Here is a 26673-nt window from a genome sequence, read left to right as displayed (position 1 = left end):
GGCCCGGTCAGGCGCGCAGGGTCGCCCCGTGGCGCTCGCCGGCCAGCGCGATCGCCGCGTCGCGGGCCGCCGAGGCCTCCTCCAGGGTGAGCGTGCGGTCGGGCGCTCGCAGACGCAGGGCGAACGCCAGCGACCGGCGGCCCTCCCCCACCTGGGCCCCCGAGTAGACGTCGAAGAGCCGCACGTCCTCGAGCAGCTCGCCGCCGCCCTCGATCAGGGCCGCCTCGAGCGCGGCCACGGGGACGTCGGTCGCCGCGACCAGCGCCACGTCCAGCAGCACCGGCGGGAACGCCGAGACCTCCGGGCGGGCCAGCACCTCCTGCACGGGCAGCCGGTCGAGCTCCAGCTCCATGGCGCAGGTGCGGGGCGGGAGGCCGAGGGTCTCGAGCACCTTCGGGTGCAACTCGCCCGCGTGCCCGACGAGCACGCCGTCGACGTGCAGGGCCGCGCACCGGCCGGGGTGCCACGGGGCGTGCCGGTCGTTCGACACCTCCGGGGTCGCCCCGTACACCGCCGCGACCGTGCGGGCGGCCTCGACGGCGTCGGTCCAGGTCGCGGGGCGGCCGTCGCCCCACCAGCCCTTCGGCTCCCACGCCCCGGTGAGCACCGCGCCCACCCGGAGCGGCTGCGCGGGCAGTGCATCGAGGAGGGAGGCGATCTCCGCGTCCGTCGGCCGCCGGTCGGTGCCGACGACGGGGGCGGCCGCCGGGGTCCCCGAGGGTCGGGCCACCTGGCCGACGTGGAACAGCGCGAGGTCGCGCAACCCGCGCGACACGTTCCGGACCACCGCGTCGAGCAGCCCCGGCAGCAGCGTCGTCGCGAGCAGGGAGCGGTCGGCGTCGAGCGGATTGGCGAGGCGGACCGCGGACCGCCGGGCATCGTCGTCGTCCAGGCCGAAGGCGTCGAACACGGCGGGCGCGGTGAACGGCGAGGGCAGGACCTCCTGGTAGCCCGCGTCCGCGAGCGCCCGCGAGACCTGCCGGCGGCGGCGCTGCCCCATGGTCAGGCCCGTGCCCCCGGCGAACACCGGCAGCACCGACGGGATGGCGTCGTACCCCTCGAGGCGCAGGACCTCCTCGACGAGGTCGGCCGGGCGGGTGAGGTCGGGACGCCAGGTCGGCGGGGTGACCAGGACCCCGCCGGCGTCCGGCACGTCGACCTCGCAGCCGACCTGCACCAGGCGGCGCACGCTCGCGCCGCGCGGGTAGGTCACGCCCGCGACGCGGTCCGGCAGGTCGAGGGCCATCGCGATCGCCGGGGTCGGGTCCTCGGTGCCCGCGGCGAACGGGCCGACGTCGCTGACGCCGGGCGCGACGGTGGCGGTGCCGTAGTGCGCGAGCAGGGCGGCCGCGCGGTCGGTCGCCGCCCGCGCGACGGCCGGGTCGACCGCGCGCTCGAACCGGCGGGCCGCCTCGCTCGGCAGCTTGTGCCGGCGGGCGGTGCGGGCGACCGACGCCGGGTCCCAGGTGGCGGCCTCGAGGAGGACGTCGGACGTGGTCGCGGTGACCTCCGTCGACGCCCCACCCATGACGCCCGCGAGCCCGATCGGGCCGGAGTCGTCGCACACCGCGACGTCGTCGGGGTCGAGGGCGCGGCTGACGTCGTCCAGCGTCGTGATCTTCTCGTCGGCGCGGGCGCGGCGGACCACGACGTCGCCGGTCACCCGGGCGGCGTCGTAGGCGTGCATCGGCTGCCCCAGCTCGAGCATCACGTAGTTCGTGACGTCGACCGCGAGCGAGATCGGCCGGATGCCGGCGAGCAGGAGCCGGCGCGTCATCCACCACGGCGTGGGCGCGGTGGGGTCGACGTCGCCGACCCGGCGGGCGACGAAGCGGCGACATCCCGACGACGGGTCGACGGTCACCGGCCACGCCTCGCCGTCGGCGGCCGGGTTGCCCTGGTCGATGGCGGCGGGGTCGCCGAACGGGGCGTCGTACGCGCAGGCCAGCTCCCGCCCCAGGCCGCGGATCGACAGCGCGTACCCGCGGTCGGGGTTGACCGCGACGTCGAGCACCGCGTCCGGGGCGCCCTCGGCGAGGCCGAGCAGCGGGGCGGCGTCGGCGCCGGGGTCGGCGGTGCCGTCGGGCAGCACCAGGATGCCGCTGTGGTCGGTCCCGAGGCCGAGCTCGTCGAGCGCGCAGAGCATGCCGTCGGAGACCCGGCCGTAGGTCTTCCGGGCCGCGATCGCGAAGCCGCCGGGCAGCGTCGTCCCGGGCAGGGCCGCGACGACGAGGTCGTCGACCGCGAAGTTGGTCGCCCCGCAGACGATGCCCTGCGGCTGCTCCGGGTCGCTGCCGCGCGTGCCGACGTCAACGCGACAGAACCGGATCGGCTTCTTGAACTCGGTGAGCTCCTCGATCTCCAGGACCCGCCCGATCACCAGCGGCCCGGTGACCGCCTCGAGGTGCTCGACGTCCTCGACCTCGAACCCGACGCGGATCAGGGCCTCGGCGAGCTCGTCGGCGGAGGGCTGCTCGGCCAGAGCTCCGAGGTCGCTGTGCTCGGTGAGCCAGGAGACGGGGACGCGCACGAGTTCTCAGTCCTTCTTCGAGACGACGGGCAGGATCAGGGCTCGACGGCGAACGCACTGGTGAAGCGGACGTCGCCCTCCACCATGTCGCGCATGTCGGGCAGCCCGTTGCGGAACATCAGGGTGCGCTCCAGGCCCATGCCGAACGCGAACCCGGAGTAGACCTCGGGGTCGACCCCGCAGGCCTCCAGGACGTTCGGGTCGACCATCCCGCAGCCGCCCCACTCAACCCAGCCGGCCCCGCCCTTCTTCTGCGGGAACCAGACGTCGGGCTCGGCCGAGGGCTCGGTGAACGGGAAGTACGACGGCCGCATCCGGATGCGCGAGTCGGGCCCGAACATGGCGCGCGCGAACGCGTCCAGCGTCCCCTTGAGGTGGGCCATCGTCAGGCCCTTGTCGACGGCGAGCCCCTCGATCTGGTGGAACACCGGGGTGTGGGTCGCGTCGAGCTCGTCGGTGCGGAACGTGCGGCCGGGGCACACGACGTAGACCGGCAGGTCGCGCTCGAGCAGCGTGCGGATCTGCACCGGCGAGGTGTGCGTGCGCAGCACCTGCTTCGCGGCGGCCGGCTCGACGTGGAACGTGTCCTGCATCGTGCGGGCCGGGTGGTCGGGCAGGAAGTTCAGCGCGTCGAAGTTGAACCACTCGGACTCGACCTCGGGGCCCTCGGCGACCTCCCAGCCCATCGCGACGAACACGTCCGCGATCCGCTCCGAGGTCTGGGTCAGGGGGTGCCGGCTGCCGCGCGGGTGGCGGGTGGTCGGCAGCGTGACGTCCACCGCCTCCTCGGCGAGGACCCGCTCGTCGCGCTCGACCGACAGCACCGCGTGCCGCTCGTCGTAGGCGCCCTGGACCGCGAGCCGGGCCTCGTTGACCCGTTTCCCGGCGTCGGCCTTGGCCTGCGGCGGCAGCGCGCCGATCTCGCGGCGGGCCAGCAGCACCGGCGACCGGTCGCCCAGGTGGGCCGGCTTGAGGGCGGTCAGCGCCTCGAGGGTGGTCGCCCCGGCGAACGCGCTCGTCGCCTCGTCACGCGCCGCCGAGAGGGCCTCGGGGGTCAGCGCGGAGACCTGCTTGGGGTCGAACGAGTCGTTGGTCCCGGACATCGGGTCGGCTGCTCCTGCTCGCGGTGGATGGCGTCGGCGAGTCTATCGAGGCTCCGCGACCGGGTTCGCAGCCTGCTGTGTCTCCTGCGCCCGCACCGAGGCGTAGAGGCACACCGCCGCGGCCGTCGCGAGGTTCAGGCTCTCGGCCCGGCCGCGGATGGGCACACGGACCCGGTGGTCGGCCTGCGCGGCCACGGCGTCGGGCACCCCGTGCGCCTCGCTGCCGAGGATCCAGGCGGTGGGCGCGGCCAGGACCTCGTCGGTGTCGGGACCGAGCGCGAGCTCGCCGCCGCCGTCGGCCACGACGAGGCCGAGCCCGGCGGCGCGCAACCGGCCGAGGGCGTCGTCGGGACGCCGTTCCTGGAGGACCGGGAGGTGGAACAGGCTGCCCATGCTGGCCCGGACGCACTTCGGGTTGTACGGGTCGACCGAGTCGCCGGCGAGGACGACCGCGTCGGCGCCGGCGGCGTCCGCGGTGCGGATGACCGTGCCGGCGTTCCCGGGGTCGGCGACGTCGAGCAGGACCGCGACCAGGCGCGGAGCGGCCGGGAGCTCGGCCGCCGGACGACGGCAGACCAGGACCAGGCCCTGCGGGTGGACCGTGTCGGTCAACCCGGAGATCGCCTTCTCGGTGACGAGGGCCGTGCGGACGCCGGCTTCGCGGGCCCGGATGAGCAGGTCCCGCTCACGGTCGGCGACGCTCTCGGTCACGAAGAGGTCGGTGACGGCACCGGGGTCGGTCTCGGCCCGGGCCACCGCGTCGTGCGCCGGGCGGACCCCCTCGAGGAGGAACCGGCCGGTGTCCTCACGCGCCGCGCGCCGCAGCAGCTTGCGGGCTGCGGCGACGCGCGGGGTGCGTTCGGTGAGCAGCTCGCTCAGGCGGCTGCTCCGTCGTCGTTCTTCTCCGCGCCCTTGGGCACGTCCGCCACGGCGGCCTTGGCCGTCTCGACCAGCGCCGTGAAGGTCGCCGGGTCCGAGACGGCGATCTCGGCCAGGACCTTGCGGTCGGCCTCGACGCCGGCCAGCTTGAGGCCCTGCATGAACCGGTTGTAGGTCATGTCGTTGGCCCGGGCCGCCGCGTTGATGCGGGTGATCCACAGCTGGCGGAAGTCGCCCTTGCGCTGCTTGCGGTCGCGGAAGGCGTAGGTCAGCGAGTGGAGCTGCTGCTCCTTGGCCTTGCGGTAGAGCCGGGAGCGCTGCCCGCGGTACCCGCTGGCGGCCTCGAGGACCGTACGGCGCTTCTTCTGAGCATTGACTGCGCGCTTGACGCGTGCCACGTCGTCCTGCCTTCAATCGTGTCGGGGACGGTCACCGGGGCGTCACGGCGACCGGGTGGTCTCGGGCCGGCTCAGATGCCGAGCATCTTGCGGATGCGGCGGTCGTCCTGCGCCGCGATCGTCGTCTGGCCCGAGAGACGACGGGTCTTCTCGCTGGACTTCTTCTCCAGCAGGTGGCGCTTGCCGGCCTTCTCACGCAGCAGCTTGCCGGTGCCCGACACCTTGATGCGCTTCTTGGTCCCGGAGTGGGTCTTGTTCTTCATCCGTCCTCGTCCTGGTCGTCCTGCCGTCCCGGGGGCACGTGCGTGACCCGGGCGGGGGCGGCTCCCGCGACCGCGGTGCGGGCCGACCTCGACGGTACGGCCCGCGCGCGCGGCCTCAGGAGGCAGGCGTCGGTTCGGCCGCCTCGGCGTCCGCCTGTGCCTGCTGCTGCTTCGGCGTCTTCGCGACCTTCTTGTTGGGCGCGAGCACCATGGTCATGTTGCGGCCGTCCTGCTTCGGTGAGGCCTCGACGAACGCGAGGTCGCCGACGTCCTCGGCGAGCCGCTGGAGCAGCCGGAAGCCCAGCTCGGGCCGGGACTGCTCGCGACCGCGGAACATGATCGTGACCTTGACCTTGTGACCCTGGCCGAGGAAGCGGGTGACGTGACCCTTCTTCGTCTCGTAGTCGTGCGGGTCGATCTTCGGCCGGAGCTTCTGCTCCTTGATCACGGTCTGCTGCTGGTTGCGACGCGACTCGCGGGCCTTCTGCGCGCTCTCGTACTTGAACTTGCCGTAGTCCATGAGCTTGCAGACCGGCGGGCGCGCCTGGGCCGCGACCTCCACGAGGTCGAGGTCGGCCTCCCGGGCCAGCCGCAGGGCGTCCTCGATGCGGACGATCCCCACCTGCTCGCCGTTCGGACCGACCAGACGGACCTCGGGCACGCGGATGCGCTCGTTGATGCGCGTCTCTGCGCTGATGAGTTCTCCTCGGGTTCGACAGTGTTTCCGGCCGCAACCCGGCGAGAGGGGTCCTTGTTCCCCACGACGTCGGGCCCCGCGCCGTACTGCTCGTGGCGGGGGCCCGGACTCGTACCGATCGGACCTGTCGTCGTTCCCGACGACGGGTCGTGTTCCGGCCGCCCCTCGCGGGACGGCTGAAGACCGGACCCGGCCACCTGTGGCGGCGGACCGGGTGGGAGACGGGCTCCACTTGCCGCCCGACGGACACGGCTGTGCCCACCGAGCTGGTCGCTCACCAGAAGCTTACCACCGGTGCGTGTCGGGCCGACGCGGGCGTGTCGCCGGGGTGCTGGGATGGGCGGTGTGCTGAGGGCCGACCGGGGGCGCCGCCGGGTCTGGGAGGTCTCCCGCGACGGGGCGCCGCTGACGACGATCCACCCCGCGCGGCGCAGCGAGACCCTGGCGCTGCCCGACGGGCCGCTGCGGCGCTGGACCGAGGGGTTCGTCGCGCCGACCGACGTGCTCGGGGACGGTCGGGGGTTCCCGCTGGCGCGGACCGGGCGCCGGGGATGGCGCGACCTGACGTTCTGGGTCGACGGGCGCTGGCACGGGTTGTGGCGGGCGCCGGGCACCCCGCAGCGGTGGGTGCTCTACGAGGGCCCGTGGGTGTACGGGGCGGCCGACCTCGAGATCGCGGCGACCGGGCGGTGGACCGACGCGCTGCGCCGGCCCCGCGCCGTGGTGGTCGACATGCCCCCGCTGTCGTTCGTCGGGGAACTGTTCGTGCTGCTCGTCCTCGTCGGCGACCTCGTGGCCCGGGAGGAGTCGTCGAGCATGTGACCCCGGGGGTCAGCCCGCCTTGGCCCGCGTCCGCTTGGCCGGCGCCTTCTCCGGCGTGACGAGCCCGGACAGGAACTGGCCGGTGTAGCTCTCCGGGACGGCCGCGACCTGCTCCGGGGTGCCCTCGGCGACGACGGTGCCGCCGCCGTTGCCGCCCTCGGGCCCCATGTCGACGACCCAGTCGGACACCTTGATGACGTCGAGGTTGTGCTCGATCACCAGCACGGTGTTGCCCTTGTCGACCAGCCCGTTGATCACGCCCAGGAGCTTGCGGATGTCCTCGAAGTGCAGGCCGGTGGTCGGCTCGTCGAGGATGTAGATCGTCCGGCCCATCGAGCGCTTCTGGAGCTCCGCGGCCAGCTTGACCCGCTGGGCCTCGCCGCCGGAGAGCGTCGGTGCGGGCTGGCCGAGCCGGACGTACCCCAGCCCCACCTCGGTGAGGGTCTTGAGGTGCCGGTGGATCGCGGTGATCGGCTCGAAGAACGTCGCGGCCTCCTCGATCGGCATGTCGAGGACCTCGGCGACCGTCTTGCCCTTGTAGTGCACCTCGAGCGTCTCGCGGTTGTACCGGGCGCCCTTGCAGACCTCGCACGGCACGTAGACGTCGGGCAGGAAGTTCATCTCGATCTTGATCGTGCCGTCGCCGGCACACGCCTCGCAGCGCCCGCCCTTGACGTTGAACGAGAACCGCCCGGGGCCGTAGCCGCGCACCTTCGCCTCGTTCGTCGACGCGAACAGCTTGCGCATGTGGTCCCACACGCCGGTGTAGGTCGCCGGGTTCGAGCGCGGCGTGCGCCCGATCGGCGACTGGTCGACCCGCACCAGCTTGTCGAGGTGCTCCAGGCCGGTGACGCGGGTGTGCCGGCCGGGCACCTGCCGGGCGCCGTTGAGCTTATTCGCCAGGACGGTGGCCAGGATGTCGTTGACCAGCGTGGACTTCCCGGAGCCGGAGACGCCGGTGATCGACACCAGGCAGCCGAGCGGGAAGGACACGTCGACGTCGTGCAGGTTGTGCTCGCGGGCGCCGACCACCGACAGCTGGCGCTTCCGGTCGCGGGGCCGGCGGATGTCGGGCACCGGGATGGCGCGCCGGCCGGACAGGTAGTCCCCCGTCATCGACGCGGTGTTGCCCAGCAGCTCCTCGACCGGCCCGGAGTGGACCACCTGGCCGCCGTGCTCCCCCGCGCCCGGTCCGATGTCGACGACCCAGTCGCTGGCCCGCACCGTGTCCTCGTCGTGCTCGACGACGATGAGCGTGTTGCCGAGGTTGCGCAGCCGGGTCAGCGTGTCGATCAGCCGCCGGTTGTCGCGCTGGTGCAGCCCGATCGAGGGCTCGTCGAGGACGTAGAGCACCCCGACCAGCCCGGACCCGATCTGCGTGGCGAGCCGGATGCGCTGGGCCTCGCCGCCGGAGAGGGTGCCGGCCGCGCGCGAGAGCGACAGGTAGTCCAGCCCGACGTCGAGCAGGAAGCCCAGGCGCGCCTGGATCTCCTTGAGCACCGCGCCGGCGATGACCTGCTCGCGCGTGCCGAGCACGAGACCCTGGAGGAACTCCGCGCAGTCGGCGACGGAGAGCGCGCAGACCTCGGCGATCGACCGGTCGCCCTGGCTCTCGTGCCGCAGCGTCACCGCGAGGATCTCGGGCTTGAGCCGTGTGCCGGAGCACGTCGGGCACGGGACCTCGCGCATGTAGCCCTCGTAGCGCTCCCGGGCGCTGTCGGACTCGGCCTGGTCGAGCCGGCGCTCCAGGAACGGCACGACGCCCTCGAACGCCGCGTAGTACGAGCGCTCACGGCCGTAGCGGTTGCGGTAGCGCACGTGCACCTGGTCGGTCGACCCGTGCAGGACGGCCTTCTTCACGGAGGCCGGGAGCTTGCGCCACGGCGTGTCCATGCGGAAGCCGACGGACTCGGAGAGCGCGGTCAGCAGGCGCTGGAAGTAGTCGGCCGTCTGGCCCATGTTCCAGGGCGCGATCGCGCCGTCGGCCAGGGAGAGCTCGTCGTCGGGGACGAGCAGCTCCGGGTCGACCTCCATCTTCGTCCCCAGCCCGCTGCACGCGGGGCAGGCGCCGTAGGGCGAGTTGAACGAGAAGGCGCGGGGCTCGAGATCGTCCACCGCGAGCTGGTGGCCATTCGGGCAGGCCATCTTCTCGGAGAAGCGGCGCTCCCGGTGCGGGTCGTCCTCGTCGAGGTCGACGAAGTCCAGCACGACGATGCCCTCGGCCAGCCGCAGTGCGGTCTCCACCGAGTCGGTGAGGCGCTGCTTGGCGCTCGCCTTGACCGACAGCCGGTCGACGACCACCGCGATGTCGTGCTTCTCCTGCTTCTTCAACGTCGGCGGCTCGGCCAGCGGGTACACCGTGCCGTCGACCAGCACGCGGGAGTAGCCCTGGCCCTGGAGCTGGGCGAACAGGTCGACGTACTCGCCCTTGCGGCCGCGGATCACCGGCGCGAGGACCTGGAACCGGCGGCCGGACTCCATCTCCAGCACCTGGTCGACGATCTGCTGCGGCGTCTGCTTCGAGATGATCTCGCCGCAGGTGGGGCAGTGCGGCGTGCCGGCGCGGGCGTAGAGCAGACGGAGGTAGTCGTAGACCTCGGTGATCGTGCCGACCGTGGAGCGCGGGTTGCGGCTGGTCGACTTCTGGTCGATCGACACCGCGGGCGAGAGGCCCTCGATGAAGTCGACGTCGGGCTTGTCCATCTGCCCCAGGAACTGGCGCGCGTAGGCCGACAGCGACTCGACGTAGCGCCGCTGGCCCTCCGCGAAGATGGTGTCGAACGCCAGGCTCGACTTGCCCGACCCGGACAGGCCGGTGAACACGACGAGGCTGTCGCGCGGCAGGTCGATGTCGACGCCCGTGAGGTTGTGCTCACGGGCGCCCTTGACGACGAGGCGGTCAGCCACGGATCAGCTCCCCAGGCGATCGGACAGGACGGTGCCGCCCTGTCATACCCCCGGGCACCGACAACATCGTCCGGCCGCATCGTCCGGCGGCGCCTCGCGGGGGTTCCCCTCCACTGTAGGAGCCGTCGTCCACCGCGCCTGCGGGGCCCGGATCCGGGCGGCGGGCGGCTCCTTCCCGACGGCGGGGTGCGCCCCGGTGTCGGGACGCCGCCGGCGGCACGTGCGGTGAACGGACGAGCGGGTACACCTCCCGGGTGACCACCACGTCCCGACCGCTCCCCTGGACCGACGACGTCGAGGCGAAGCAGCCGCACGAGGACGAGCACGTGCGGCGCTGCATCGACTCGATGCTGCGCGTCAACGCGATGACCTTCGACCGGCACCGGCACGGCTACCGGGCCACGCACGCGAAGAGCCACGGGTTCCTGCGCGGCACGCTCACGGTGCACGAGGACCTCCCACCCGAGCTCGCGCAGGGCCTGTTCGCCACCGGCGGCGCGCGACACGACGTCGTCGTCCGCCTCGCCACCGAGTCCGGCCAGCTCGACGACGACCGCAAGCCGAACGCCCGCGGGCTCTCGCTCAAGGTCTTCGACGTCGAGGGCGAGACGATGGAGCCGGGCACGACGACGCAGGACCTGCTGTTCAACACCCTGCCGGTCCTCGGCCCGGGCACGGCGCAGAAGTTCATGGAGCTCTCCGAGATCCGCGAGCGGCACTTCTCCGACGAGTCCGCGATGACCGCCGAGATCCAGGCCCGGCCGGACGCCGAGCAGCTCACGTCGTTCCACCGCCTCGTCGGGAACATCCACCCCCTCGCCCACGCGTACTACACCCAGGGCGCCCTCGGGTACGGCGAGCACGTCGCGAAGATCGCGGTCCGTCCCGGTACCCCCGAGCAGGAGGCCCTCGCCGGCCGCGAGGTCACCGACGGCGACGACGGCAGCGTGCTGCGCGCCCTGGTCGAGTCGTGGGCGACGGACCGCGAGACGGTGTTCGACGTCGGGGTCCAGCTGCGGACCTCGGAGGACATGCCGGTCGAGGACGCCTCGGTGGACTGGTCGCAGGAGGAGAGCCCCTACCGCTCCGTCGCCACGATCCGGCTGCCCCCGCAGCAGCCGTACTCCGCTGCCCGCCGGGTGTTCGGCGACGACCGTCTCGCCTTCCGGCCGTGGCACGGCCTCGCCGCGCACCGCCCGCTCGGATCCGTGAACCGCCTCCGCCGGGCCGGCTACGAGGAGCTCGGGAAGCAGCGCACGGACCTGAACGCCGTCGAGGGCACGACGATGCGCTCGGCGTCGGAACTGCCGGACTGACTGCCGCCGCCCGGTCATGGTCCGTCGCGGCTGGTGTAGGTGTGGCCGGTGGGGGTGGTGGTCCGGACTTCGTGGGGGTGCTCGCCGAGGCCGTCGTCGATGAGGTCGGTGGACCAGCCGGGGAGTTCTTTGATCTGGTTGCCGCGCACACAGGTCCGGCGGCCGTTGCCGAGGCTGGTCGGGCCACCGGCGGTCTTGCCGCGGATGTGGTCGGTGTGTCTCGCGGGGGCGCCGCAGTACGGGTCGCGGCAGCGGCCGTGGTCGCGGTAGTGGATCAGGGCGGCCAGGAACCCGTCGAACAGCCGCCGGGTGGGGTCGCCGCCGACGAGGCGCCCGGAGCGGGGGTGGGTGAACAGCCGCCGCCACCACTTCTTTCCCTGGGTGGTGTTGAGCAGGTCGGCGACGATCCCACTGGGTAGCGGCCCATACCCGACGACCTCGCCGGTGGTGGGGCTGTCGGGGTCGGTCAGGGCGTCGAGGGGCAGCACGATCCCGACCTCGACGTTGACGTCCTCGGCGAAGGTCTGCCCGGTGACCCGCTCGACCAGGGTGTCGGCCACGATCTGATCCCGCGTGCGCCCGTCGGCGTCCCCACCGGCGATCAACGTGTCGGCGTGGCGGCGTAGCGCGGTGATGCAGGCGACGCCCTGCTCGACCGGCAGCAGCCCGGAGAGCACGCTCATGGTGTCCGGGGCGGGGCGCAGCGTGACCCGCCGCTGTTTGCGGGCGGTCCGCCCGCGGTCGGTGAACCCGGCCGGGTCCGCCTCGTACGCGAGCCGCTTGATGGTCGCCTCGGCCTGGAATCGGCTCTGCGCCTCGATCCCCGCCTCGGTGACCTGCTGGTCGACGTGTCGGCGGTGTTCGGGGTCGAGGTGGCTGGTCCAGGACACCACCAGCTCGGCGACTCGCTCCGACACCCGACCCGCCACCAACAACGCCCGCGTGGTCGGCAGGTCGTCGGCCAGTGCCTGGGCGACCCCCAACCGGCGGGAGCCCACTGTCGGGGAGATGTGGCAGGCCAGGGCGATCTGGTCGGCGATGCCCTTGCCGAGGTCGCGGGGGTCGAGTTCGTGGGCGGCGACCAGGTCGGCCTGGGCCTCCACGTGCGCTTTGGCGAAGGCGACCATCTCGGTGTGCTGGGCGGCCGCCAGCGCGGTCCGGGTCTGTTCGAGCAGCGCGATCCGGTCGATCCGGGCGGCGTCGGTGATCCCGCACGCCGGGTCGGTGGAAAGGTCGGCGAGTTCGGAGAGGCGGGTGAGCAGCGCGGTCAGCTCGTCGCTGACCGCGTCCCCACCACCGTCCGAACTCATGTTCGAAGGATAGCGCGACCCCCCGACAATCACGCCGGAGCATGCACCGGAGCGCATCCGGGCAGACTGTCGGCGTGGAGCTCCTCGACACCTACACCGGCCACGTCGACCCGGAGGGCCCGGCCGCCCGCCGCGACCTCGACGCCGTGTCGATCACGAAGGTCTCGGTCGGCCCGATGGACAACAACGCCTACCTGCTCGTCGACCGGGCCACCGGGGCGACGCTGCTCATCGACGCCGCGAACGAGGCCGACCGCCTGCTCGACACCGTGGACACCGTCGCCGACCGGGGGAACACGAAGACGATCGTCACCACCCACCAGCACTGGGACCACGTCCAGGCGCTGGAGGCGATGACCAAGGAGCTCTCGCCGACGACCTACGCCCACGAGCTGGACGCCCCGGATCTGCCCGTGGCGCCGGACCACACCGTCGGCGACGACGACGAGGTCCGCTTCGGGGAGTCGTTCGTGGAGGTCATCCACCTCGACGGGCACACCCCCGGCTCGATCGCCCTGCTCTACCGCGACCCGAACGGCACCGCGCACCTGTTCACCGGCGACTCGCTGTTCCCCGGCGGCCACGGTAAGACCGCGACGATCGACCACCACAACGCGCTGATGGACGACCTCGAGCGCAAGGTGTTCGACCGCCTCGACGACGAGACGTGGGTCTACCCCGGCCACGGCGACGACACCACGCTGGGCGCCGAACGTCCGAGCCTGCCGGAGTGGCGGACTCGCGGGTGGTGAGCTGACCCGCTGCTGCTCCACAGGGGCCGCCTGACCTCGTCCAGGCGGCCCCGGCCGTGTGTCTGCAGCATGACGACGGGGCCTTGATCAGCCGCGGAGGGCTGACCCGCGCCCCAGCATCCCCCACCCCCATCGCGCCGATCCCGGCGCGCTGTCGAGCGCGCCCGCGCCGTCTGGAGCGCCTCGGCCTCGCCGACGTCCTCGCGTTCCTCGCCGCCTGGCGGCGCTCCCGCCACGGAGGGCGACCGTGAGCAGCCACCCCGAACCGGCCGCAGCCGACCGCACGGACGCCCTGCTGCGCGACACCCTCGCCGACCAGTGGCCGCCGAGGACCGCGCCCGCCATTCAGCGACCCTGTTGCTGCAGGTCGCGCTACGCCTCGACCTCCTCGCCTCCGGCGGCCCCATCGACGCCGACACCGTCGAGCAGGCCGTCACCGCATGGCTCGGCGCGCACCGGTGATCTGCCAGGTGCTCGGCGCGTGTCAGCGGGAGGCCCGCGATGTCGTCCAGGCGGCCAGCGTCGCCGTCCCCGCCTGCCGACCGCACCGCGAAGCGGTCGCACGTGCAGTACCCGGGGCCCGCGTCCTGCCATTGCGTGCTGACGAGCCGACCAACCACGCCAGAACTTGACTGAGACCAGGTTGAGACCGCCCACCTGGTAACGACCCCGACACCACTCACGAGTACCTGCACGGGAACGCGAGGGGGCACACCGTGGGCGAGTTCTCAGACCTGAGTCGGCGCAAGGGCGTCATCGGTGAGCTACGGGGGCTATCTCGCGCAGCGAAGATCGCGATCGTCAGCGCGGGGCTTGCCGTGGTCCTGCTCGTCACGATGCTCGCCGCGGCGGGACGTCCTGCTGTCACCCCGGCTGCCGGGTCCTCGCCCTACCCGCCGCTGCCGATGACTCCGAGCGGGGGCTACACCGTTGGCGAGGCCCAGTACGCCGGGACCGTCGCCATGCCGAACTACGTCGGCTGGACCCTGCAGGCCGCGATCAACGACCTGTCCACCCGCGGCATCTACGTCGGCACCGCGACGCCCGGCCGGGAGACCGCGACGATTATCGGACAGAACCCCTATCCTGGGACACGCATCCGGCAGGCCAACGCGAACATTGTGCAGCTGATGATCCCCGACGACGCGCGCACGACCACCACGACGACTCCGCCGCCGTCCTCGACGACCACCACGCCGCCGCCGCCTGCGTCGGACACCGACGTGGACATCGACGTTGACACCGACGACCACAACCTGCCCGACGGAGCCCTGACCGGCGGCTACTGCCGCCGCAAGTGGTGGTGCTGATCCGGCTTCGCGCCTGGGGGTCACCAGTCCGACCAACGTGCAGGGGATCTTTGCCTTCACAGACCCCAGGGCCAGCGCTGGGGGCGAGACGGGATGGCCGGCCCAGAGCGGATGCCGCCACGCACGGGGTGAGCGCGAGTCCTCGATGTCGAGCAACGCGATGCTGCCCACCGCGATCGTGAGCATCAACGAGACGATCTCCGGACGGACGTCCACGCGGCCTCCGAATGGGCCACGGCGGCAAACTTCAAGCGTTGGGCCCGCATCCCGGACCACGATCGACCACCACAACGCGCTGATGGACGACCTCGAGCGCAAGGTGTTCGACCGCCTCGACGACGAGACGTGGGTCTACCCCGGCCACGGCGACGGCACCACGCTCGGCGCCGAGCGCCCGCAGCTGCCGGAGTGGCGCGAACGCGGCTGGTGAGTCCTCAGGGTCCCGGCATCGCCGCGTTCGGTGCCGGGACGATCCGGCTCATCAACGACCGGGCCAGTTCCAGCACGAGGCCGCGGTCGTAGACGACGGTGTACTGGTGGTCGCCGCCGAACGTGTCGCGCGCGACCAGGGCGGCCGCCACGTGCGGGCCGACCACGACGACGTCCCACTCGGAGCACAGCGGGTCGCCCTCCGCGAGGTCGGCGCCGCGGACGCCGGGCAGCGGCGCCGCCCCGGCCCCGAGGAGCGCCACCAGGCTGGTGGTCTCCCCCGCGGCCACGTAGCGCGCCGCGCGGTCGCCGGTGGGCACCCCGGAGGGGCCGACCGTCGCGAGCGTGACCGTGGGACCTTCCGCCGTCAGCGCCCGGCGCTCGAGGAGCTCCGCCGCGAGCGCGACCTCGTCGAGCCCGCCCCGACGCATCGGGCGGCTGCGCGAGACCGTCGCGAACGGGCTGCGCCGGGTGGGGCCCTCCGGGGCGCGCGCGAGCGGGGCACCGACCGGCGGGATGCGGCGCGCGTCCGGCCCGAGGACGCCGGGGCGGCCGTAGAACCAGCCCTGCCCGAGGGTCGCGCCCAGGGCCCGGGCGGTCCGCTCGTGCTCGGCGGTCTCGATGCCCTCGGCGAGCACGATCGCGTCGTTCTGCTCGGCGTACGCGCACACGGCGGTGCCGATCCGGGCGGCCGCGTCGTCGTGCGGGGCCTGCACCAGGCGCTGGTCGAGCTTGACGACCTCGGGGCGCAGGAACGGCATGAGCGCCAGCGAGCTGGGGTGGCTCCCGACGTCGTCCAGCGCGACCGCGATCCCGACGTGCCGCAGCCGGTTCGCGAACCACTGCACCCGCGCCGGGTCCGCTGTCAGGGCCCGCTCGGTGAACTCCAGCACGAGACGCCCGCCCGCGCGGACGAACTCGACCGCCGGCGCCGGCGCGGGCCCGATCGGGATGCCGTCGGGCTCGACGTTGAGGAACAGGGTGTCCGGCCGGTCCGCGCCGGCCGCCAGCGCCGCCTCGAGCGCCCGGACGCGGCACAGCTCGTCGAGCTCGGCGAGCCGGTGCTCGCGGCGGGCCCGCTCGAACAGCTGCTCCGGGCGGGCCAGGACGCCGGCCGGCCCCCGCGTCAGGGCCTCGTGGGCGATCACGCCGCCGGTCGCGAGGTCGACGATCGGCTGGAACACCGTGTCCAGGGCGCCCATGGCCGCGGCGAGCTCGACGGACCCGACACTGCCCGCCACGTCGGTCACTCCCCGCCCACCTCACGCGCCTCGCGCCTGCCTCGTCCTGGCACGGACGGTACCCGTGAGGTCCGAGGGAGCTAGGACAGACCGCCCGAGACGACCCCCTCGGACGAAGAAGGTGCCGTGCTCGTCGCACTCCGTGACGATCGCGGCACCACGCGCGCCATCAGCGACCGGGCCACCTCGAGCACCAGGGCCCGGTCGTGGGTGAGGACGTGGTCGAAGTCGCGGTCGGGGTCGAGCGGGTCCGCGTCCGGCTCCAGGTCCCGCGCCACGAGCGCCGCGGCGAAGTGCGGCCCGACGACGACCATGTCCCACTCCCCGCGCACCGGGTCGTCCGCGTGCAGGTCGGCGCCGCGCACCCCGCGCTCGGGCTCGTCGACGACCCCGCTCCCGAGCACCCCCACGAACGCGGCGGTCCCAGCGAGCGCCCGGTACCGACGGCGGGCGCCGGTCGTCAGGTTCACGGCGTCCTCGAAGGCGGCCAGCACGACCGCGAGGTCACCCTGCGCCGCGGCCTGGCGCTCCAGGTGCCGGCTGACCGCGACCAGCAGCGACTTCGGAGCCCGCCGCGGCGTCCGCGACCGCGCCACCGTCGCGAACGGGCTGTGCGGCACCGGCCCGGGGACCTCGAGCCGGAACCGCGGCGGGAACGGCGGGGGCTCGAGCCCGGCCAGCAGCTCGGGGGCGGGCCGCGGCACGCCGACCCACCAGCCCTGCGCCAGGGTCGCGCCCAGGCCCCGCGCGACGGCGAGCTGCTCGGCCGACTCGACGCCCTCGGCGAGGACGGTCGCGTCGCTCTGCTCCGCGTAGGCCGCGACCGCCGACATGATCTGGGCGACCTCGCCCGGGTCCCGCCCCTGCACGAGGCTCAGGTCCAACTTGACGACCTCCGGGCGCAGGAACGGCATCAGCGCGAGCGAGGCGGGCTCGGCGCCGACGTCGTCGAGCGCGATGCGGAAGCCCTCCGCACGGGCGGCGCCGGCGAACGCGAGCAGCCGGCCGGGGTCGGCCGCCAGCTCCCGCTCGGTCAGCTCGAGGACGATCCGCACCCCCCGGTCCAGGAGCTCCGCCGTGGCCGGTCCCGGCGTGACGACGACCGGGGCGGCCTCCGGCTCGACGTTGACGAACAGCGCGAACGGGCCGGCGAGACCGGCCTCCGCGGCGACCTCGACGGCGCGCCGGCGGCAGAGGTCGTCCAGCTCCGCCAGCCGGCCCTCCGCGCGGGCGGCGGCGAACAGGCGGTCCGGACCGGCGAGCGGCCCGGCGGGCCCGCGGGCCAGGGCCTCCACCCCGACCACCTCACCGGTGCCGACGTCGGCCACCGGCTGGAGGACCGGGACGACGGCGCGATCGCGCAGCACCTCGTGCAGCGCGGCCGCCTCCTCCGGGGACACGTCCGCGCCGAGCTGCACCCCGCGGTCCCTTCGTCGGTCACACCGATCATCGACGGTACGCCGGACGGGCGAGGGGAGCGAGGCGCTCGCGACCCGCCGTCGGGAACGAGGTGGACGGGCGCGACCGGAGGGTGAGAATGAGCGGGGTATGGACTCCACGACGCGCGTGGACCGCTGGCTGTGGGCGGTCCGGCTGAGCAAGACCCGGGCGGACGCCGCGACGGCGTGCCGGGGCGGGCACGTCCGGGTCAACGACAAGCCCGCGAAGCCGTCGACGCCGGTCCGGGCCGGCGACACCGTGCGCACCCGGCTCTACGACATCCCGCGGGTGGTGGAGGTCGGCACCGTGATCGAGAAGCGGGTCGGCGCCCCCGTGGCCGTCACCTGCTACGTCGACCACACCCCGCCCCCGCCGCCGAAGGAGTCCACGCCCGCGCCTCCGCAGCGCGAACGCGGCACCGGCCGCCCGACCAAGCGCGACCGGCGCCGCATGGAGGCCTTCGAGCGGGCCTCGCTGCTGCACGGGGTGGAGCACGAGCTGACCGACCAGGACTGAGCCGGTCCTACTGACCGTTGCGGGTGACCGAGTACGACGTCGTCTCCAGCCCGTCGCCGCCGATCCACGGCTCGAACCCGGCCTGGATGCTCGTCAGGTACCAGCCCTGCTTGGCCTGGCCCCGCTTCTGCGCGTCGGCGACGAAGGTCGTGATGTTCAGGTCCTTGACCTCGGTCGTCTGCTGCTGGCGCACGTAGGAGATCGTCGGGAGGTCGGCCTTGCCGAGCCACACGTCGTAGCCGACGCCGTCGAGGGTCGTGGTGCCGACCTTGTCGCCGATCGGCTGGACCCGGTCGGTGTGCTTGAGCCAGATCATCAGCTCGAGCCCGGTGGGGCGGCCGTCCTTGCGGGCGGTGGGGTCGAGCCAGATGTCGTAGGCGACGTTGTAGTCCCCCGACGCCGGGGTCTCCACGGTCCAGGACGAGCGCAGGTCGCCGAGGTCGGAGATCGGCCGCGGGAACGGGGTGCCCTTGGTGCAGTTCCCGTAGTTGCAGCCGTAGACGATCGAGGGGTAGGACGCCGGGCCGCTGTCGTTGCGGTGCTTCGCCTCGACCCGGAACGCGGCGCTCGCGCCGGTCGGGCCGGCCGACGGGCCGTCGAAGGCGACGATGCACTGGGACGTGCTGGCGCCCCAGAGGGAGTTCTGCACCTCGTAGCGCCCGCCGGCGACCGGGGTGGACCCGAACTTCTCGCAGACCTTCCGCTCCTCGGCCCGCTCGGGTCCGTCGTGGCTCGTGACGGCGATCGGCGCCGGGCGGGGATCGGCGGCCGCACCCTGCGGCAGGCCGGTGACGACGGCGAGCGCGACGAGGGCGAGCCCGCCGCCGATCGCACGGAGGGCGTCCGCGCGCCGGCTCGTCCGCCGCCCGTGGCGCGGCGTCACCATCGACGCCGGCGTGCTCGCCCGGCGGCCGGGCCGCCGGTGCCGGCCCACCCGTCGTCGGGAACCTTCGGGCGTCTCGTTCGCCGCCGCCCACCGACCGTTCATCCGCGCCGTCCTCCCCGTTGGACCGTTCAGCGCGGCGAAACGTACGTTCGGCGCAGCGAGCAGCGCCAGACGGCGTCAGTCGTTCGAGCGGACGAGTGGGCCGTGAACACCCACTCGGGTGACGGGTTCAGACCCCGTTGCGGGTGGCGTTGAAGGCGTCCGTCGACAGCCCGGAGCCTCCGACCCACGGCTCGAAGCCCGCCTGGAGGTTGGTGAGGTACCAGTCGCGCTGCACGACGCCCCGACGCTGCGCGTCGGTGACGAAGTCGGTGACGGGCAGGTCGACGACCTCCCGCACGGACTGCCGGCGGATGTAGGAGATCACGGGGACGCCGTTGTTCTCGCCGGTCCAGACGTCCCAGGTGGTCCCGCCGAGCGAGGCGGTGCCGGACTTCGAGCCGATCGGGTCGATGCCTCCGGCGCGCGCCATCCAGATCATCAGCTCGGCGCCGGTGTTGTGGCCGTCCCGGCGGGGCGTCGGGTCGAGCCAGACGTCGTAGGCGGCGTTCCAGCGGCCGCGGTCCGGGACGCTGAACGACCAGCTCGAGCGCACGTCCCCGAGGTCGCTGATCGGGCGCGGGAAGGGCGTGCCGCGGGTGCACGTGCCGTGGTTGCAGCCCCAGACGATGCTCGGGTAGGCCGCCGGTCCGGAGTCCTTGGCGTGGTTCGCCTGCACGCTGAACCCGGTGTCGAAGGCGGTGGTGCACTGCGGGGTGTCCGCGCCCCAGGCGTTGTTCTGCACCTCGAAGCGCCCGCCCGCGACCGGGGCGGACCGGAACTTCTCGCAGATCCGCGGCCCGTTCCGGCTCCCGATCGCGGACAGCGGGGCGAGGACGCGCGGGAGAGCCGGCGCCGCGCCCGGCAGTCCCGGCAGCGGGGCCGGCAGCGGCTCGGCCCCCGCCACGTTCTGCGCCTCCGTGGGTGCCACGGCGATCGGCGGGACGGTCTCCTGCGGGCCTGCGCACGCGGTGAGGAGGGCGAGGAGGGCGACGGCGGCGGCGACGAGCAGGCGCCGGGGCCGGCCACGGAGCGGAGCGGAGCTGGCCCGTCGGGACTGACCCATACGGGGGAGGCTAGAGGAGCCGCTCCGGGCTGTACGCGGCGGCCTGGACACCGTGTCGTCGCAGGTCGTCGGGCATGGACCGGTCCACCAGCACGGCCGCGGCGAGGGCCGCCGCCGCGGGCGCCGTCTCGATGCCCGACCCGCCCTGCCCGGCCACGACGGCCAGGCCCGGGGCCCGCTCCCCCACCACGAGGGTCCGGTCGGGGGCGAAGGTGCGCTGCCCGGCCCAGCTGGTGACCACCGACCGGATCCCGAGGGTGGTGACGACGTTGACCCGCTCGATCGCGAGCGCGACGTCGAGCTCGTCGGGCCGCGCGTCCCCCGGCTCCTGCGGGGTCTCCTCCGACGGGCTGATCAGCAGGTACCGCCCCTCCGGCTTGGCGTACCAGGTCTCGCCGACACCGACCGCGAACGGATCGTCCGGCCGGACCTCCGCCCGCACGATCGCGATCGTGCGGCGCATCGCCTGCAGCCCGAGGGTCGGCGCCCCGGCGAGCGCGAGCAGCCGGTCGGTCCACGCGCCCGCGGCGAGGACGACGAGGTCCGTGTCGAGCCCGTTGTCGGGAAGGTCGAGGTGCCACCCGGTCCCGGTCCTCGTCATCCCGACGACGGGTGCCTTCGTGCGGATCTCCCCGCCCGCGGCGCGGAAGCGCTGCCGGTAGTGCTGGTGGAGGCCGAGCGGGTCGGCGTCGTGGGCGTCCTCGACCACGCCCGCACCGCGGACGGCGTCGCGGCGCAGGGCCGGCCACCGGCGGACGGCGTCGGCCGGCGAGAGCTCCGTGACCTCCGCGAGCGCGAGGAGATCGGAGCGCAGCACCCGCTCCTCCTCGGGCGTCGTCGCCACGTGCAGGACGGGCCGCGGGCGCAGGAAGGAGTGGCCTGCCTCGTCGGCGAGCTGGTCGAAGCGGTCCCGGCTCGCGGCGACGAGTGCCCGCATCGGCCCCGAGCCGTGGCCGGGGATGTAGCTCGCGGCGGACCGCCCGGTGGTGTGGTGGGCGAGCTCCGCCTCGGCCTCGAGCAGGACCGGCCGCTCGACGCCGAGCGCGGCCAGCTCCGCCGCCACCGACATCCCGGCGATCCCGCCGCCGACGACGACCGCTCCGGCGCCGCTCACTGCTCGTCGTCCCGGATCGACACCACAGGCACGTCCAGGTCGAGACCCGTCCAGGCCCGGTCAGCGGTGACGGCGAAGCCGTCGAGACGGGACGCGAGGGCCAGGCAGCACCGGTCACCCAGGGAGAGACCCGCGGAGCGGGTCGACGGCCACAGTCGAGCCGCCGCCACGGCGTCGTCGGCGTCGAACGCCGCCACGCGCACGCCGAGGACACGGAGTCGATCCGTCATCCGGTCCGCGTCGACCCCGTACTGCGCGAGCTTCTGGTGGACCTCGGAGAGGTTGACCGCGCTGATCGCCGCCGTGGCCAGGTAGCCGGCGACGACGGCCGCCCCGACCTCGGCGCGCATCCAGACGAGGACGGCGGAGGCGTCGAGGACGGGTGGCCGGTCCTCGGTGGTCACGGGGCCGACTCGTCGTCGGCGGCCTCCCGCCGACGGTCCGCCAGGAGGTCGTCGACGACCGAGGTGTCGGCCGGGCCCTGCCACGCCTCGGCCACGTCGCGCTGGATCCGGTCCATCAGCTGCTCGGGCGTCTCCATGACGAGACGGCCGTCCTCCACGTGGACGAGGAGCCGGGAGCCGGGCCCCAGCTGGAGGTCGCGGCGGAGCTGTGCCGGAATCAGGACCCGGCCCTCACGACCGACGACGACCATCGCCGATTCCGAACCCTCGGCCGATGCTGTCACTCCACGAGTCTATCTGACAGGAGTAGACGCTACCTGTCACACGCTGCGAGCCCGGGTGACGAACGGGCGCCAGTTGACCGTGGAGGGGAGGTGGAGGTCCGGGAGGTCGGCGACCGGGTGCCACCGCGCGAGCCCGGTGGTCTCCCGCTCCGCGTCGCTGAGGTTCGCGACGCTCGGCTCGCCCGGGTGGACCAGGACCCGGTAGTAGAGCATCACGGACTGGACGCAGTCGTCGTCGAACCGGAAGAACGATGACGCGGCGCCGACCAGCACGGGGTCGTACCCGTCCAGGTCGGTCTCCTCCGCCAGTTCGCGCAGCAGCCCCTCCTCCAGCGACTCACCGAGCTCGATCCCGCCGCCCGGCAGGTCGACGCCGTCGAGGTAGGGCAGCAGCAGGATCTCCTCGCCGCGCAGGACGATCGCGTAGGCGCTCGGACGCCAGCTGAGCTCGTCGAGACGGGTCTCCCGGACGACCCCGCGCTCGTCGGGGACCGCGATCACGACCGCAGGTCCAGCCCCAGGTCCAGGGCCGGCGACGAGTGCGTGAGCCCGCCGACGGCGAGGAAGTCGACACCGGCGGCGCCGTACGCCGCGGCGTTCCCGATCGTCAGCCCGCCGCTCGCCTCGAGCCCGCACGACGGGGATGCGGCATCACGACGCCGGACGGCCTCGGCGCAGTCGGACGCGCTGAAGTTGTCCAGCAGGATCAGCTCCAGGCCCAGACCGAGTGCCTCGTCGAGCTGGTCGAAGGAGTCCACCTCCAGCTCGCACGGCAGCTCCGGGGCGGCGTCGCGGGCGGCCCGGACCGCTGCGGTGACCGACCCCGCCGCCGCGACGTGGTTGTCCTTGATCAGCAGCGCGTCGCCCAGGGACATCCGGTGGTTGACCCCGCCGCCGCAGCGCACCGCGTACTTCTGCAGCGCCCGGAGGCCGGGGACGGTCTTGCGGGTGTCCCGGATGCGCGCCCGGGTCCCGGCGACCGCGTCGACCCACGCCGACGTGGCGGTGGCGACCCCGGAGAGCTGGCAGAGCAGGTTGAGCGCGGTCCGCTCGGCGGTGAGCAGCGTCGCGAGCGGCGCCCGCACCGCGAGCGCCACCTCGCCGGGAGCGAGCCGGGACCCGTCGTCGTGCGCGGCGAGCACCTCGAGCTCCGGGCCGCACACCTTCTCCAGCACCCGCACCGCGACCCCGACGCCCGCCAGCGTGCCCGCGGGCCGCGTCCGGAACTCCCCCACCGCGACCTTCCCCGGCGGGACGCAGGCCGCCGTCGTCCGGTCCGGGCCGTCGCGCAGGTCCTCGTCGAGGGCCCGGTCGACGACGGCGTCGATCTCCGCCGCGTCCAGTCCCTCGGGCAGCAGCACGGCCGTCATGCGGCACCTCCGAGGGCGGTGTCGAGCGCGCCGAGGCAGAGCCGGCCGTCGACGAGGGTGACCGCCGTCGACGCGCCCTGCCAGCGGTCGTCGCGGCGCGGGAAGTCCGAGCGCAGGTGGCAGCCGCGCGACTCGGTGCGCGAGCCCGCGGCCGCGAGGACCGCGCCCGCGGCCAGCGCGAGCGCGGCGTCCTCCACGGCCGCCCGGGAGTCCAGCGCGACCGGCACCGACGACGCCTCGATGACGTCCGAGGTCGCGGCCAGGCCGGACGCATCGCGACCGATCGCGGCACCGCGGCTCATCGCGCGCTGCAGCACCGCCCGGTCGGCCGCCAGGGCCGTCCCGACGACGAGCCCGGACGGCTCGGGCACGACCCGCGGCCCGGAGAGTGCCGCCGCGACGTCGGCCCCGGCCCGGCGGCCCACCACCAGGCCCTCGAGCAGGCTGTTCGAGGCCAGTCGGTTGGCGCCGTGCAGTCCGGTCCGCGCGACCTCCCCGGCCGCCCACAGCCCGGGCACCCCGGTGCGGCCGGTGGTGTCGGTGACGACCCCGCCGCAGGCGTAGTGCTGGGCGGGCCGCACCGGGATCGGCTCCCGGGCGAGGTCGACCCCGATGCCGTCGCAGGCCGCGGCCACCGTCGGGAACCGGCGTCGGACGTCCGGGACCCCGGTGGCGTCCAGCAGGACGTGCTCGGCCCCGGTCCGGGCCAGCACCGCGGTGATGGCCCCGGCCACGACGTCGCGGGGCGCGAGGTCGCCGCGGGGGTCGACGTCGTCCATGACGCCCCGTCCCGAGAGCTCGACCAGGTGCGCCCCCTCGCCGCGCAGCGCCTCGGTGACCAGCGGCGCCCGCCCGACGAGGCGCGGCACGGCGAGCGCCGTTGGGTGGAACTGCACGAACTCGACGTCCGCGAGGGCCGCCCCGGCGCGCAGCGCGAGCGCCCAGCCGTCGGCGGTGGCGACGGCGGGGTTGGTCGTCGTCTCGTAGAGCCCGCCGACGCCGCCGGTGGCCAGCAGGACGGCGGGCGCGGCGACCACGCCCGGGACCCCGGCGTCGTCGACCACCTCGAGCCCGGTCACCCGGCCGCGGTCCCGGCCCACCGCGACCGCGGTGTGGTGCGCGAGCACCGTGATCTCCCCGGGGAGTGCGGCGAGCAGGGCCCGCTGCACCTCCGCCCCGGTCGCGTCGCCGCCCGCGTGGATCACGCGGGTGGTGCCGTGCCCGCCCTCGCGGGTGCGGGCGAGCCGGGTCCCGGAGGCGTCGAACAGGGCACCGCGGGAGCGCAGGTCCTGCACGGCCGCCCGGCCGGCGCCGAGGATGTCGGCGGTGGCCGCCGCGTCGACCAGCCCGCCCCCGGCGGCCACCGTGTCCGCCACGTGGGCGTCGACGGTGTCCCCGGCGACGTCGCCGAGCACGACCGCGATCCCGCCCTGCGCCCAGCGGGTGGAGCCCTCGTCGGGGGCGTCCTTGGTGACGACGACGACGCGCAGGCCCCGCCGCGACGCCTCGCTCGCCGCCGAGAGTCCGGCCACCCCGGAGCCGACGACGACGAGGTCGGCCGCGGCACTCCAGGAGCCGATCACTCCCCACCCCCGGGCCGGCCGATCTCGATCATCCGCTGCACGGAGGCGCGCGCCTTCTCCGCGGTGACCGGGTCCACGTGGACCTCGTCGCGCCCCTCCTGCAGCGAGCGCAGCAGGGCACCGGGCGTGATCATCTTCATGTAGCCGCAGGCGGCGCGGTCGTTCACCGGCCGGAAGTCGACCGCCGGGTTGGCGCGGCGGAGCTGGTGGAGCATGCCGACCTCGGTCGCGACCAGCACGGACGCCTTCGTCGTGTTCTTGGCCGCGTCGAGCATCCCGCCGGTCGACAGGATGTGCACCTGGTCGGCGGGCACCGCCCCCTCCCCGGCGAGGTAGAGCGCGGACGTCGCGCATCCGCACTCCGGGTGCACGAACAGGTCCGCGTCCGGGTCGGCCTGGGCGCGCGCGGTCAGCTCGGCGCCGTTGATGCCGGCGTGGACGTGGCACTCCCCGGCCCACACGTGCAGGTTCTCCCGGCCGGTCTCGCGGCGGACGTGCGCGCCCAGGAACTGGTCGGGCAGGAACAGCACCTCGCGGTCGGCCGGGATCGAGGCCACGACCTCGACCGCGTTGGACGACGTGCAGCACACGTTGGTCTCGGCCTTCACCGCGGCGGTCGTGTTCACGTAGCTGACGACGACGGCGCCGGGGTGCTCGGCCTTCCAGGCGCGCAGCTCGTCGGCGGTGATCGAGTCGGCGAGCGAGCAGCCGGCGCGCGCGTCCGGGATCAGCACCGTCTTCTCCGGCGCCAGGATCTTCGCGGTCTCGGCCATGAAGTGCACGCCGCAGAACACGATGGTGCCGGCGTCGGAGGACGCGGCGATGCGGGACAGGGCCAGCGAGTCGCCGGTGTGGTCGGCGACGTCCTGGATCTCCGGGCGCTGGTAGTTGTGCGCGAGCACCACGGCGTCGCGGGCCCGGGCCAGCTCCCGGACCTGCGCGGCCCAGGCCTCGACGTCGGCCTCCGCGGTGAGACTGCGGGGCTCGACGAGGTCGGTCGGCGGCTGGTGCGCGGCGAGATCGGTGACGGTCATGGCCGGTGGTCCTCCCCCGGGGTCGCCCCACCCGTCGCTGGGTGGCCCGGATCGGTGCGGAGGTTTTCGCCTGTTGGTCGAAAACGTGGCCGACGGTACGCGGCGTGCCCGTACTGCGCCAGATCCCGGTCCGGCGGGGATGACCGAGCCCACACGCGATCACGGACCGCTACCGTGGGCGGCGTGGAGGCCGAGGGCCTGATCGCGCACGACGTGCTGGCCGTCGTCCTGCGGATGGCGCCCAGCTCCCCCGAGGTGCTGCTCTGGCAGCGGGCCCGCGACCCGCACACCGGGCGCTGGGCGCTGCCGGGCGGGCGGCTCGGCGCCACCGAGGACGTCGAGGCCTCCGTGCGCCGCCACCTCGCGGAGAAGGTGGACCTCGGCGAGGTCGCCCACGTCGAGCAGCTCTCGGTGTTCTCCGACCCCCACCGCGGTCCCGCGCCCCGGCGCGTCGCCACCGCCTTCCTCGGGCTGGTGCCCAGCGACGCCGACCCGGCCGTCCCGGACGACACCGCCTGGCACCCGGTCGACGCGCTCCCGCCGACCGCGTTCGACCACGGCGAGATCACCCGGGCCGGCCTGGACCGGCTGCGCGCGAAGCTCTCCTACACCAACATCGGCTTCGCCCTGGCCCCGGAGATCTTCTCGATCTCCGAGCTGCGCCGGCTCTACGCGTCCGCGCTGGGCCACCGGGTGTCCGCGACGAACCTGCAGCGGGTGCTGACCCGCCGCGGGGTGCTCGTCCCCACCGGCTCCACGGCCGCCCCCGGTCCCTCCGGCGGTCGGCCCGCGGCGCTCTTCCGCTTCTCCGAGCACCGGCTGCGGGTGACCGACCCGTTCGCGACGCTGCGCCCGCCCGACTGCTGACGCTCACCCGGCGACCCGGGCCGTTCGGCCGTAGCGTGGTCGCCGTGCCCGAG

General features: G+C 74.2%; 26 protein-coding genes and 1 pseudogene. 8 read left to right on the top strand and 19 right to left on the bottom strand.

Translation table 11 applies throughout. The features are described 5' to 3' along the window. Positions 1-7: 7 nt before the first annotated feature. The 6 genes from pheT to infC form a co-directional block, all read right to left on the bottom strand. Positions 8-2530 (bottom strand): phenylalanine--tRNA ligase subunit beta, encoded by a 2523-nt coding sequence (gene pheT / locus WCD74_RS28255; protein WP_337698255.1) that lies wholly within the window; start codon positions 2528-2530, stop codon positions 8-10. Between the two features lie 35 nt (positions 2531-2565). Next, a complete protein-coding gene (gene pheS / locus WCD74_RS28250) occupies positions 2566-3633 on the bottom strand; it encodes a phenylalanine--tRNA ligase subunit alpha (protein WP_337698254.1) in 1068 nt (355 codons plus the stop codon). 42 nt (positions 3634-3675) lie between these two features. Continuing rightward, positions 3676-4503: a TrmH family RNA methyltransferase gene (locus tag WCD74_RS28245; RefSeq protein WP_373696145.1), complete on the bottom strand. Its 828-nt coding sequence runs from the start codon at positions 4501-4503 to the stop codon at positions 3676-3678. Between the two features lie 5 nt (positions 4504-4508). Beyond that, on the bottom strand, positions 4509-4910 hold the full coding sequence (gene rplT / locus WCD74_RS28240) for a 50S ribosomal protein L20 (protein ID WP_286053310.1): 402 nt from the start codon (positions 4908-4910) through the stop codon (positions 4509-4511). A gap of 71 nt (positions 4911-4981) precedes the next feature. Then, entirely contained in the window at positions 4982-5173 is a 192-nt protein-coding gene (gene rpmI, locus WCD74_RS28235; RefSeq protein WP_337698252.1) for a 50S ribosomal protein L35, read from the bottom strand. 115 nt (positions 5174-5288) lie between these two features. Then, complete coding sequence (gene infC, locus WCD74_RS28230; protein ID WP_337698272.1) at positions 5289-5870, bottom strand: translation initiation factor IF-3; 582 nt, start codon at positions 5868-5870, stop codon at positions 5289-5291. 336 nt (positions 5871-6206) lie between these two features. Between infC and WCD74_RS28225 the strand changes: the two genes are divergently transcribed. After that, complete coding sequence (locus WCD74_RS28225; RefSeq protein ID WP_337698251.1) at positions 6207-6692, top strand: hypothetical protein; 486 nt, start codon at positions 6207-6209, stop codon at positions 6690-6692. 9 nt (positions 6693-6701) lie between these two features. Here the strand turns inward: WCD74_RS28225 and uvrA are convergent, their stop codons facing one another. Continuing rightward, positions 6702-9599 carry an excinuclease ABC subunit UvrA gene (gene uvrA / locus WCD74_RS28220; protein WP_337698250.1) on the bottom strand — a complete coding sequence of 966 codons (2898 nt, stop codon included), beginning with the start codon at positions 9597-9599 and terminating at the stop codon, positions 6702-6704. A 254-nt stretch (positions 9600-9853) separates the two neighbouring features. Here uvrA and WCD74_RS28215 point away from each other — a divergent pair, with 254 nt between their 5' ends. Beyond that, complete coding sequence (locus WCD74_RS28215; protein ID WP_337698249.1) at positions 9854-10915, top strand: catalase family protein; 1062 nt, start codon at positions 9854-9856, stop codon at positions 10913-10915. 14 nt (positions 10916-10929) lie between these two features. On the opposite strand, the gene WCD74_RS28210 is transcribed toward WCD74_RS28215, so the two are convergent. Then, entirely contained in the window at positions 10930-12225 is a 1296-nt protein-coding gene (locus WCD74_RS28210) for a DUF222 domain-containing protein (protein WP_337698248.1), read from the bottom strand. A 74-nt stretch (positions 12226-12299) separates the two neighbouring features. Here WCD74_RS28210 and WCD74_RS28205 point away from each other — a divergent pair, with 74 nt between their 5' ends. The 4 genes and pseudogenes from WCD74_RS28205 to WCD74_RS28190 form a co-directional block, all read left to right on the top strand. Then, the gene (locus WCD74_RS28205; RefSeq protein ID WP_337698247.1) at positions 12300-12977 is read left to right on the top strand and encodes an MBL fold metallo-hydrolase; all 678 of its coding nucleotides are present in this window, start codon (positions 12300-12302) and stop codon (positions 12975-12977) included. A 318-nt stretch (positions 12978-13295) separates the two neighbouring features. Further along, positions 13296-13439 (top strand): hypothetical protein, encoded by a 144-nt coding sequence (locus WCD74_RS28200; RefSeq protein WP_337698246.1) that lies wholly within the window; start codon positions 13296-13298, stop codon positions 13437-13439. Positions 13440-13795: 356 nt separating this feature from the next. Beyond that, positions 13796-14287 carry a PASTA domain-containing protein gene (locus WCD74_RS28195; RefSeq protein ID WP_337698245.1) on the top strand — a complete coding sequence of 164 codons (492 nt, stop codon included), beginning with the start codon at positions 13796-13798 and terminating at the stop codon, positions 14285-14287. A gap of 295 nt (positions 14288-14582) precedes the next feature. Next, positions 14583-14717 (top strand): annotated as a pseudogene (locus tag WCD74_RS28190) (MBL fold metallo-hydrolase); the annotation flags it as partial. 4 nt (positions 14718-14721) lie between these two features. Here the strand turns inward: WCD74_RS28190 and WCD74_RS28185 are convergent. Together WCD74_RS28185 and WCD74_RS28180 are read right to left on the bottom strand one after the other, a co-directional pair. Then, a complete protein-coding gene (locus WCD74_RS28185) occupies positions 14722-15966 on the bottom strand; it encodes an EAL domain-containing protein (protein WP_337698244.1) in 1245 nt (414 codons plus the stop codon). A gap of 71 nt (positions 15967-16037) precedes the next feature. Beyond that, a complete protein-coding gene (locus WCD74_RS28180; protein WP_337698243.1) occupies positions 16038-17375 on the bottom strand; it encodes a sensor domain-containing phosphodiesterase in 1338 nt (445 codons plus the stop codon). A 130-nt stretch (positions 17376-17505) separates the two neighbouring features. Between WCD74_RS28180 and WCD74_RS28175 the strand changes: the two genes are divergently transcribed. After that, a complete protein-coding gene (locus WCD74_RS28175) occupies positions 17506-17913 on the top strand; it encodes an RNA-binding S4 domain-containing protein (protein WP_337698242.1) in 408 nt (135 codons plus the stop codon). 7 nt (positions 17914-17920) lie between these two features. On the opposite strand, the gene WCD74_RS28170 is transcribed toward WCD74_RS28175, so the two are convergent. From WCD74_RS28170 to nadA, 9 genes are all read right to left on the bottom strand, one after another. Next, a complete protein-coding gene (locus WCD74_RS28170) occupies positions 17921-18901 on the bottom strand; it encodes a GH12 family glycosyl hydrolase domain-containing protein (protein ID WP_337698241.1) in 981 nt (326 codons plus the stop codon). A gap of 127 nt (positions 18902-19028) precedes the next feature. Further along, on the bottom strand, positions 19029-19964 hold the full coding sequence (locus WCD74_RS28165) for a GH12 family glycosyl hydrolase domain-containing protein (RefSeq protein ID WP_337698240.1): 936 nt from the start codon (positions 19962-19964) through the stop codon (positions 19029-19031). Between the two features lie 10 nt (positions 19965-19974). Next, on the bottom strand, positions 19975-21078 hold the full coding sequence (locus WCD74_RS28160; protein WP_337698239.1) for an NAD(P)/FAD-dependent oxidoreductase: 1104 nt from the start codon (positions 21076-21078) through the stop codon (positions 19975-19977). Beyond that, the gene (locus WCD74_RS28155) at positions 21075-21482 is read right to left on the bottom strand and encodes a type II toxin-antitoxin system VapC family toxin (protein WP_337698238.1); all 408 of its coding nucleotides are present in this window, start codon (positions 21480-21482) and stop codon (positions 21075-21077) included. Before WCD74_RS28155 ends, WCD74_RS28160 begins: the two co-directional genes overlap by 4 nt. Beyond that, positions 21479-21766: an AbrB/MazE/SpoVT family DNA-binding domain-containing protein gene (locus WCD74_RS28150; protein ID WP_337698237.1), complete on the bottom strand. Its 288-nt coding sequence runs from the start codon at positions 21764-21766 to the stop codon at positions 21479-21481. Before WCD74_RS28150 ends, WCD74_RS28155 begins: the two co-directional genes overlap by 4 nt. 36 nt (positions 21767-21802) lie before the next feature. Continuing rightward, positions 21803-22267, bottom strand: coding sequence for an NUDIX hydrolase (locus tag WCD74_RS28145; RefSeq protein ID WP_337698236.1), 465 nt, complete (start codon positions 22265-22267; stop codon positions 21803-21805). Then, the gene (gene nadC / locus WCD74_RS28140) at positions 22264-23136 is read right to left on the bottom strand and encodes a carboxylating nicotinate-nucleotide diphosphorylase (protein ID WP_337698235.1); all 873 of its coding nucleotides are present in this window, start codon (positions 23134-23136) and stop codon (positions 22264-22266) included. The genes WCD74_RS28145 and nadC overlap by 4 nt, the downstream gene beginning before the upstream one ends. Next, positions 23133-24719 (bottom strand): L-aspartate oxidase, encoded by a 1587-nt coding sequence (gene nadB, locus WCD74_RS28135; protein WP_337698234.1) that lies wholly within the window; start codon positions 24717-24719, stop codon positions 23133-23135. The genes nadC and nadB overlap by 4 nt, the downstream gene beginning before the upstream one ends. Further along, entirely contained in the window at positions 24716-25753 is a 1038-nt protein-coding gene (gene nadA / locus WCD74_RS28130) for a quinolinate synthase NadA (RefSeq protein ID WP_337698233.1), read from the bottom strand. The genes nadB and nadA overlap by 4 nt, the downstream gene beginning before the upstream one ends. 234 nt (positions 25754-25987) lie before the next feature. Here nadA and WCD74_RS28125 point away from each other — a divergent pair, with 234 nt between their 5' ends. Beyond that, on the top strand, positions 25988-26620 hold the full coding sequence (locus tag WCD74_RS28125) for an NUDIX hydrolase (protein ID WP_337698270.1): 633 nt from the start codon (positions 25988-25990) through the stop codon (positions 26618-26620). The last annotated feature ends 53 nt before the right edge of the window (positions 26621-26673 follow it).

The sequence above is a fragment of the Actinomycetospora aurantiaca genome (assembly GCF_037401875.1).
Classification (GTDB): Bacteria; Actinomycetota; Actinomycetes; order Mycobacteriales; family Pseudonocardiaceae; genus Actinomycetospora; species Actinomycetospora aurantiaca.
This window is presented reverse-complemented; position numbering and strand designations above follow the sequence as displayed.

Coding starts and splice junctions, on each gene's coding strand:
- WCD74_RS28165 (WP_337698240.1), bottom strand. CDS start 19,964: ATGGGTCAGTCCCGACGGGCCAGCTCCGCTCCGCTCCGTGGCCGGCCC.
- rpmI (WP_337698252.1), bottom strand. CDS start 5,173: ATGAAGAACAAGACCCACTCCGGGACCAAGAAGCGCATCAAGGTGTCG.
- nadA (WP_337698233.1), bottom strand. CDS start 25,753: ATGACCGTCACCGATCTCGCCGCGCACCAGCCGCCGACCGACCTCGTC.
- WCD74_RS28175 (WP_337698242.1), top strand. CDS start 17,506: ATGGACTCCACGACGCGCGTGGACCGCTGGCTGTGGGCGGTCCGGCTG.
- WCD74_RS28125 (WP_337698270.1), top strand. CDS start 25,988: ATGGCGCCCAGCTCCCCCGAGGTGCTGCTCTGGCAGCGGGCCCGCGAC.
- WCD74_RS28210 (WP_337698248.1), bottom strand. CDS start 12,225: ATGAGTTCGGACGGTGGTGGGGACGCGGTCAGCGACGAGCTGACCGCG.
- nadC (WP_337698235.1), bottom strand. CDS start 23,136: ATGACGGCCGTGCTGCTGCCCGAGGGACTGGACGCGGCGGAGATCGAC.
- WCD74_RS28170 (WP_337698241.1), bottom strand. CDS start 18,901: ATGAACGGTCGGTGGGCGGCGGCGAACGAGACGCCCGAAGGTTCCCGA.
- pheS (WP_337698254.1), bottom strand. CDS start 3,633: ATGTCCGGGACCAACGACTCGTTCGACCCCAAGCAGGTCTCCGCGCTG.
- WCD74_RS28225 (WP_337698251.1), top strand. CDS start 6,207: ATGGGCGGTGTGCTGAGGGCCGACCGGGGGCGCCGCCGGGTCTGGGAG.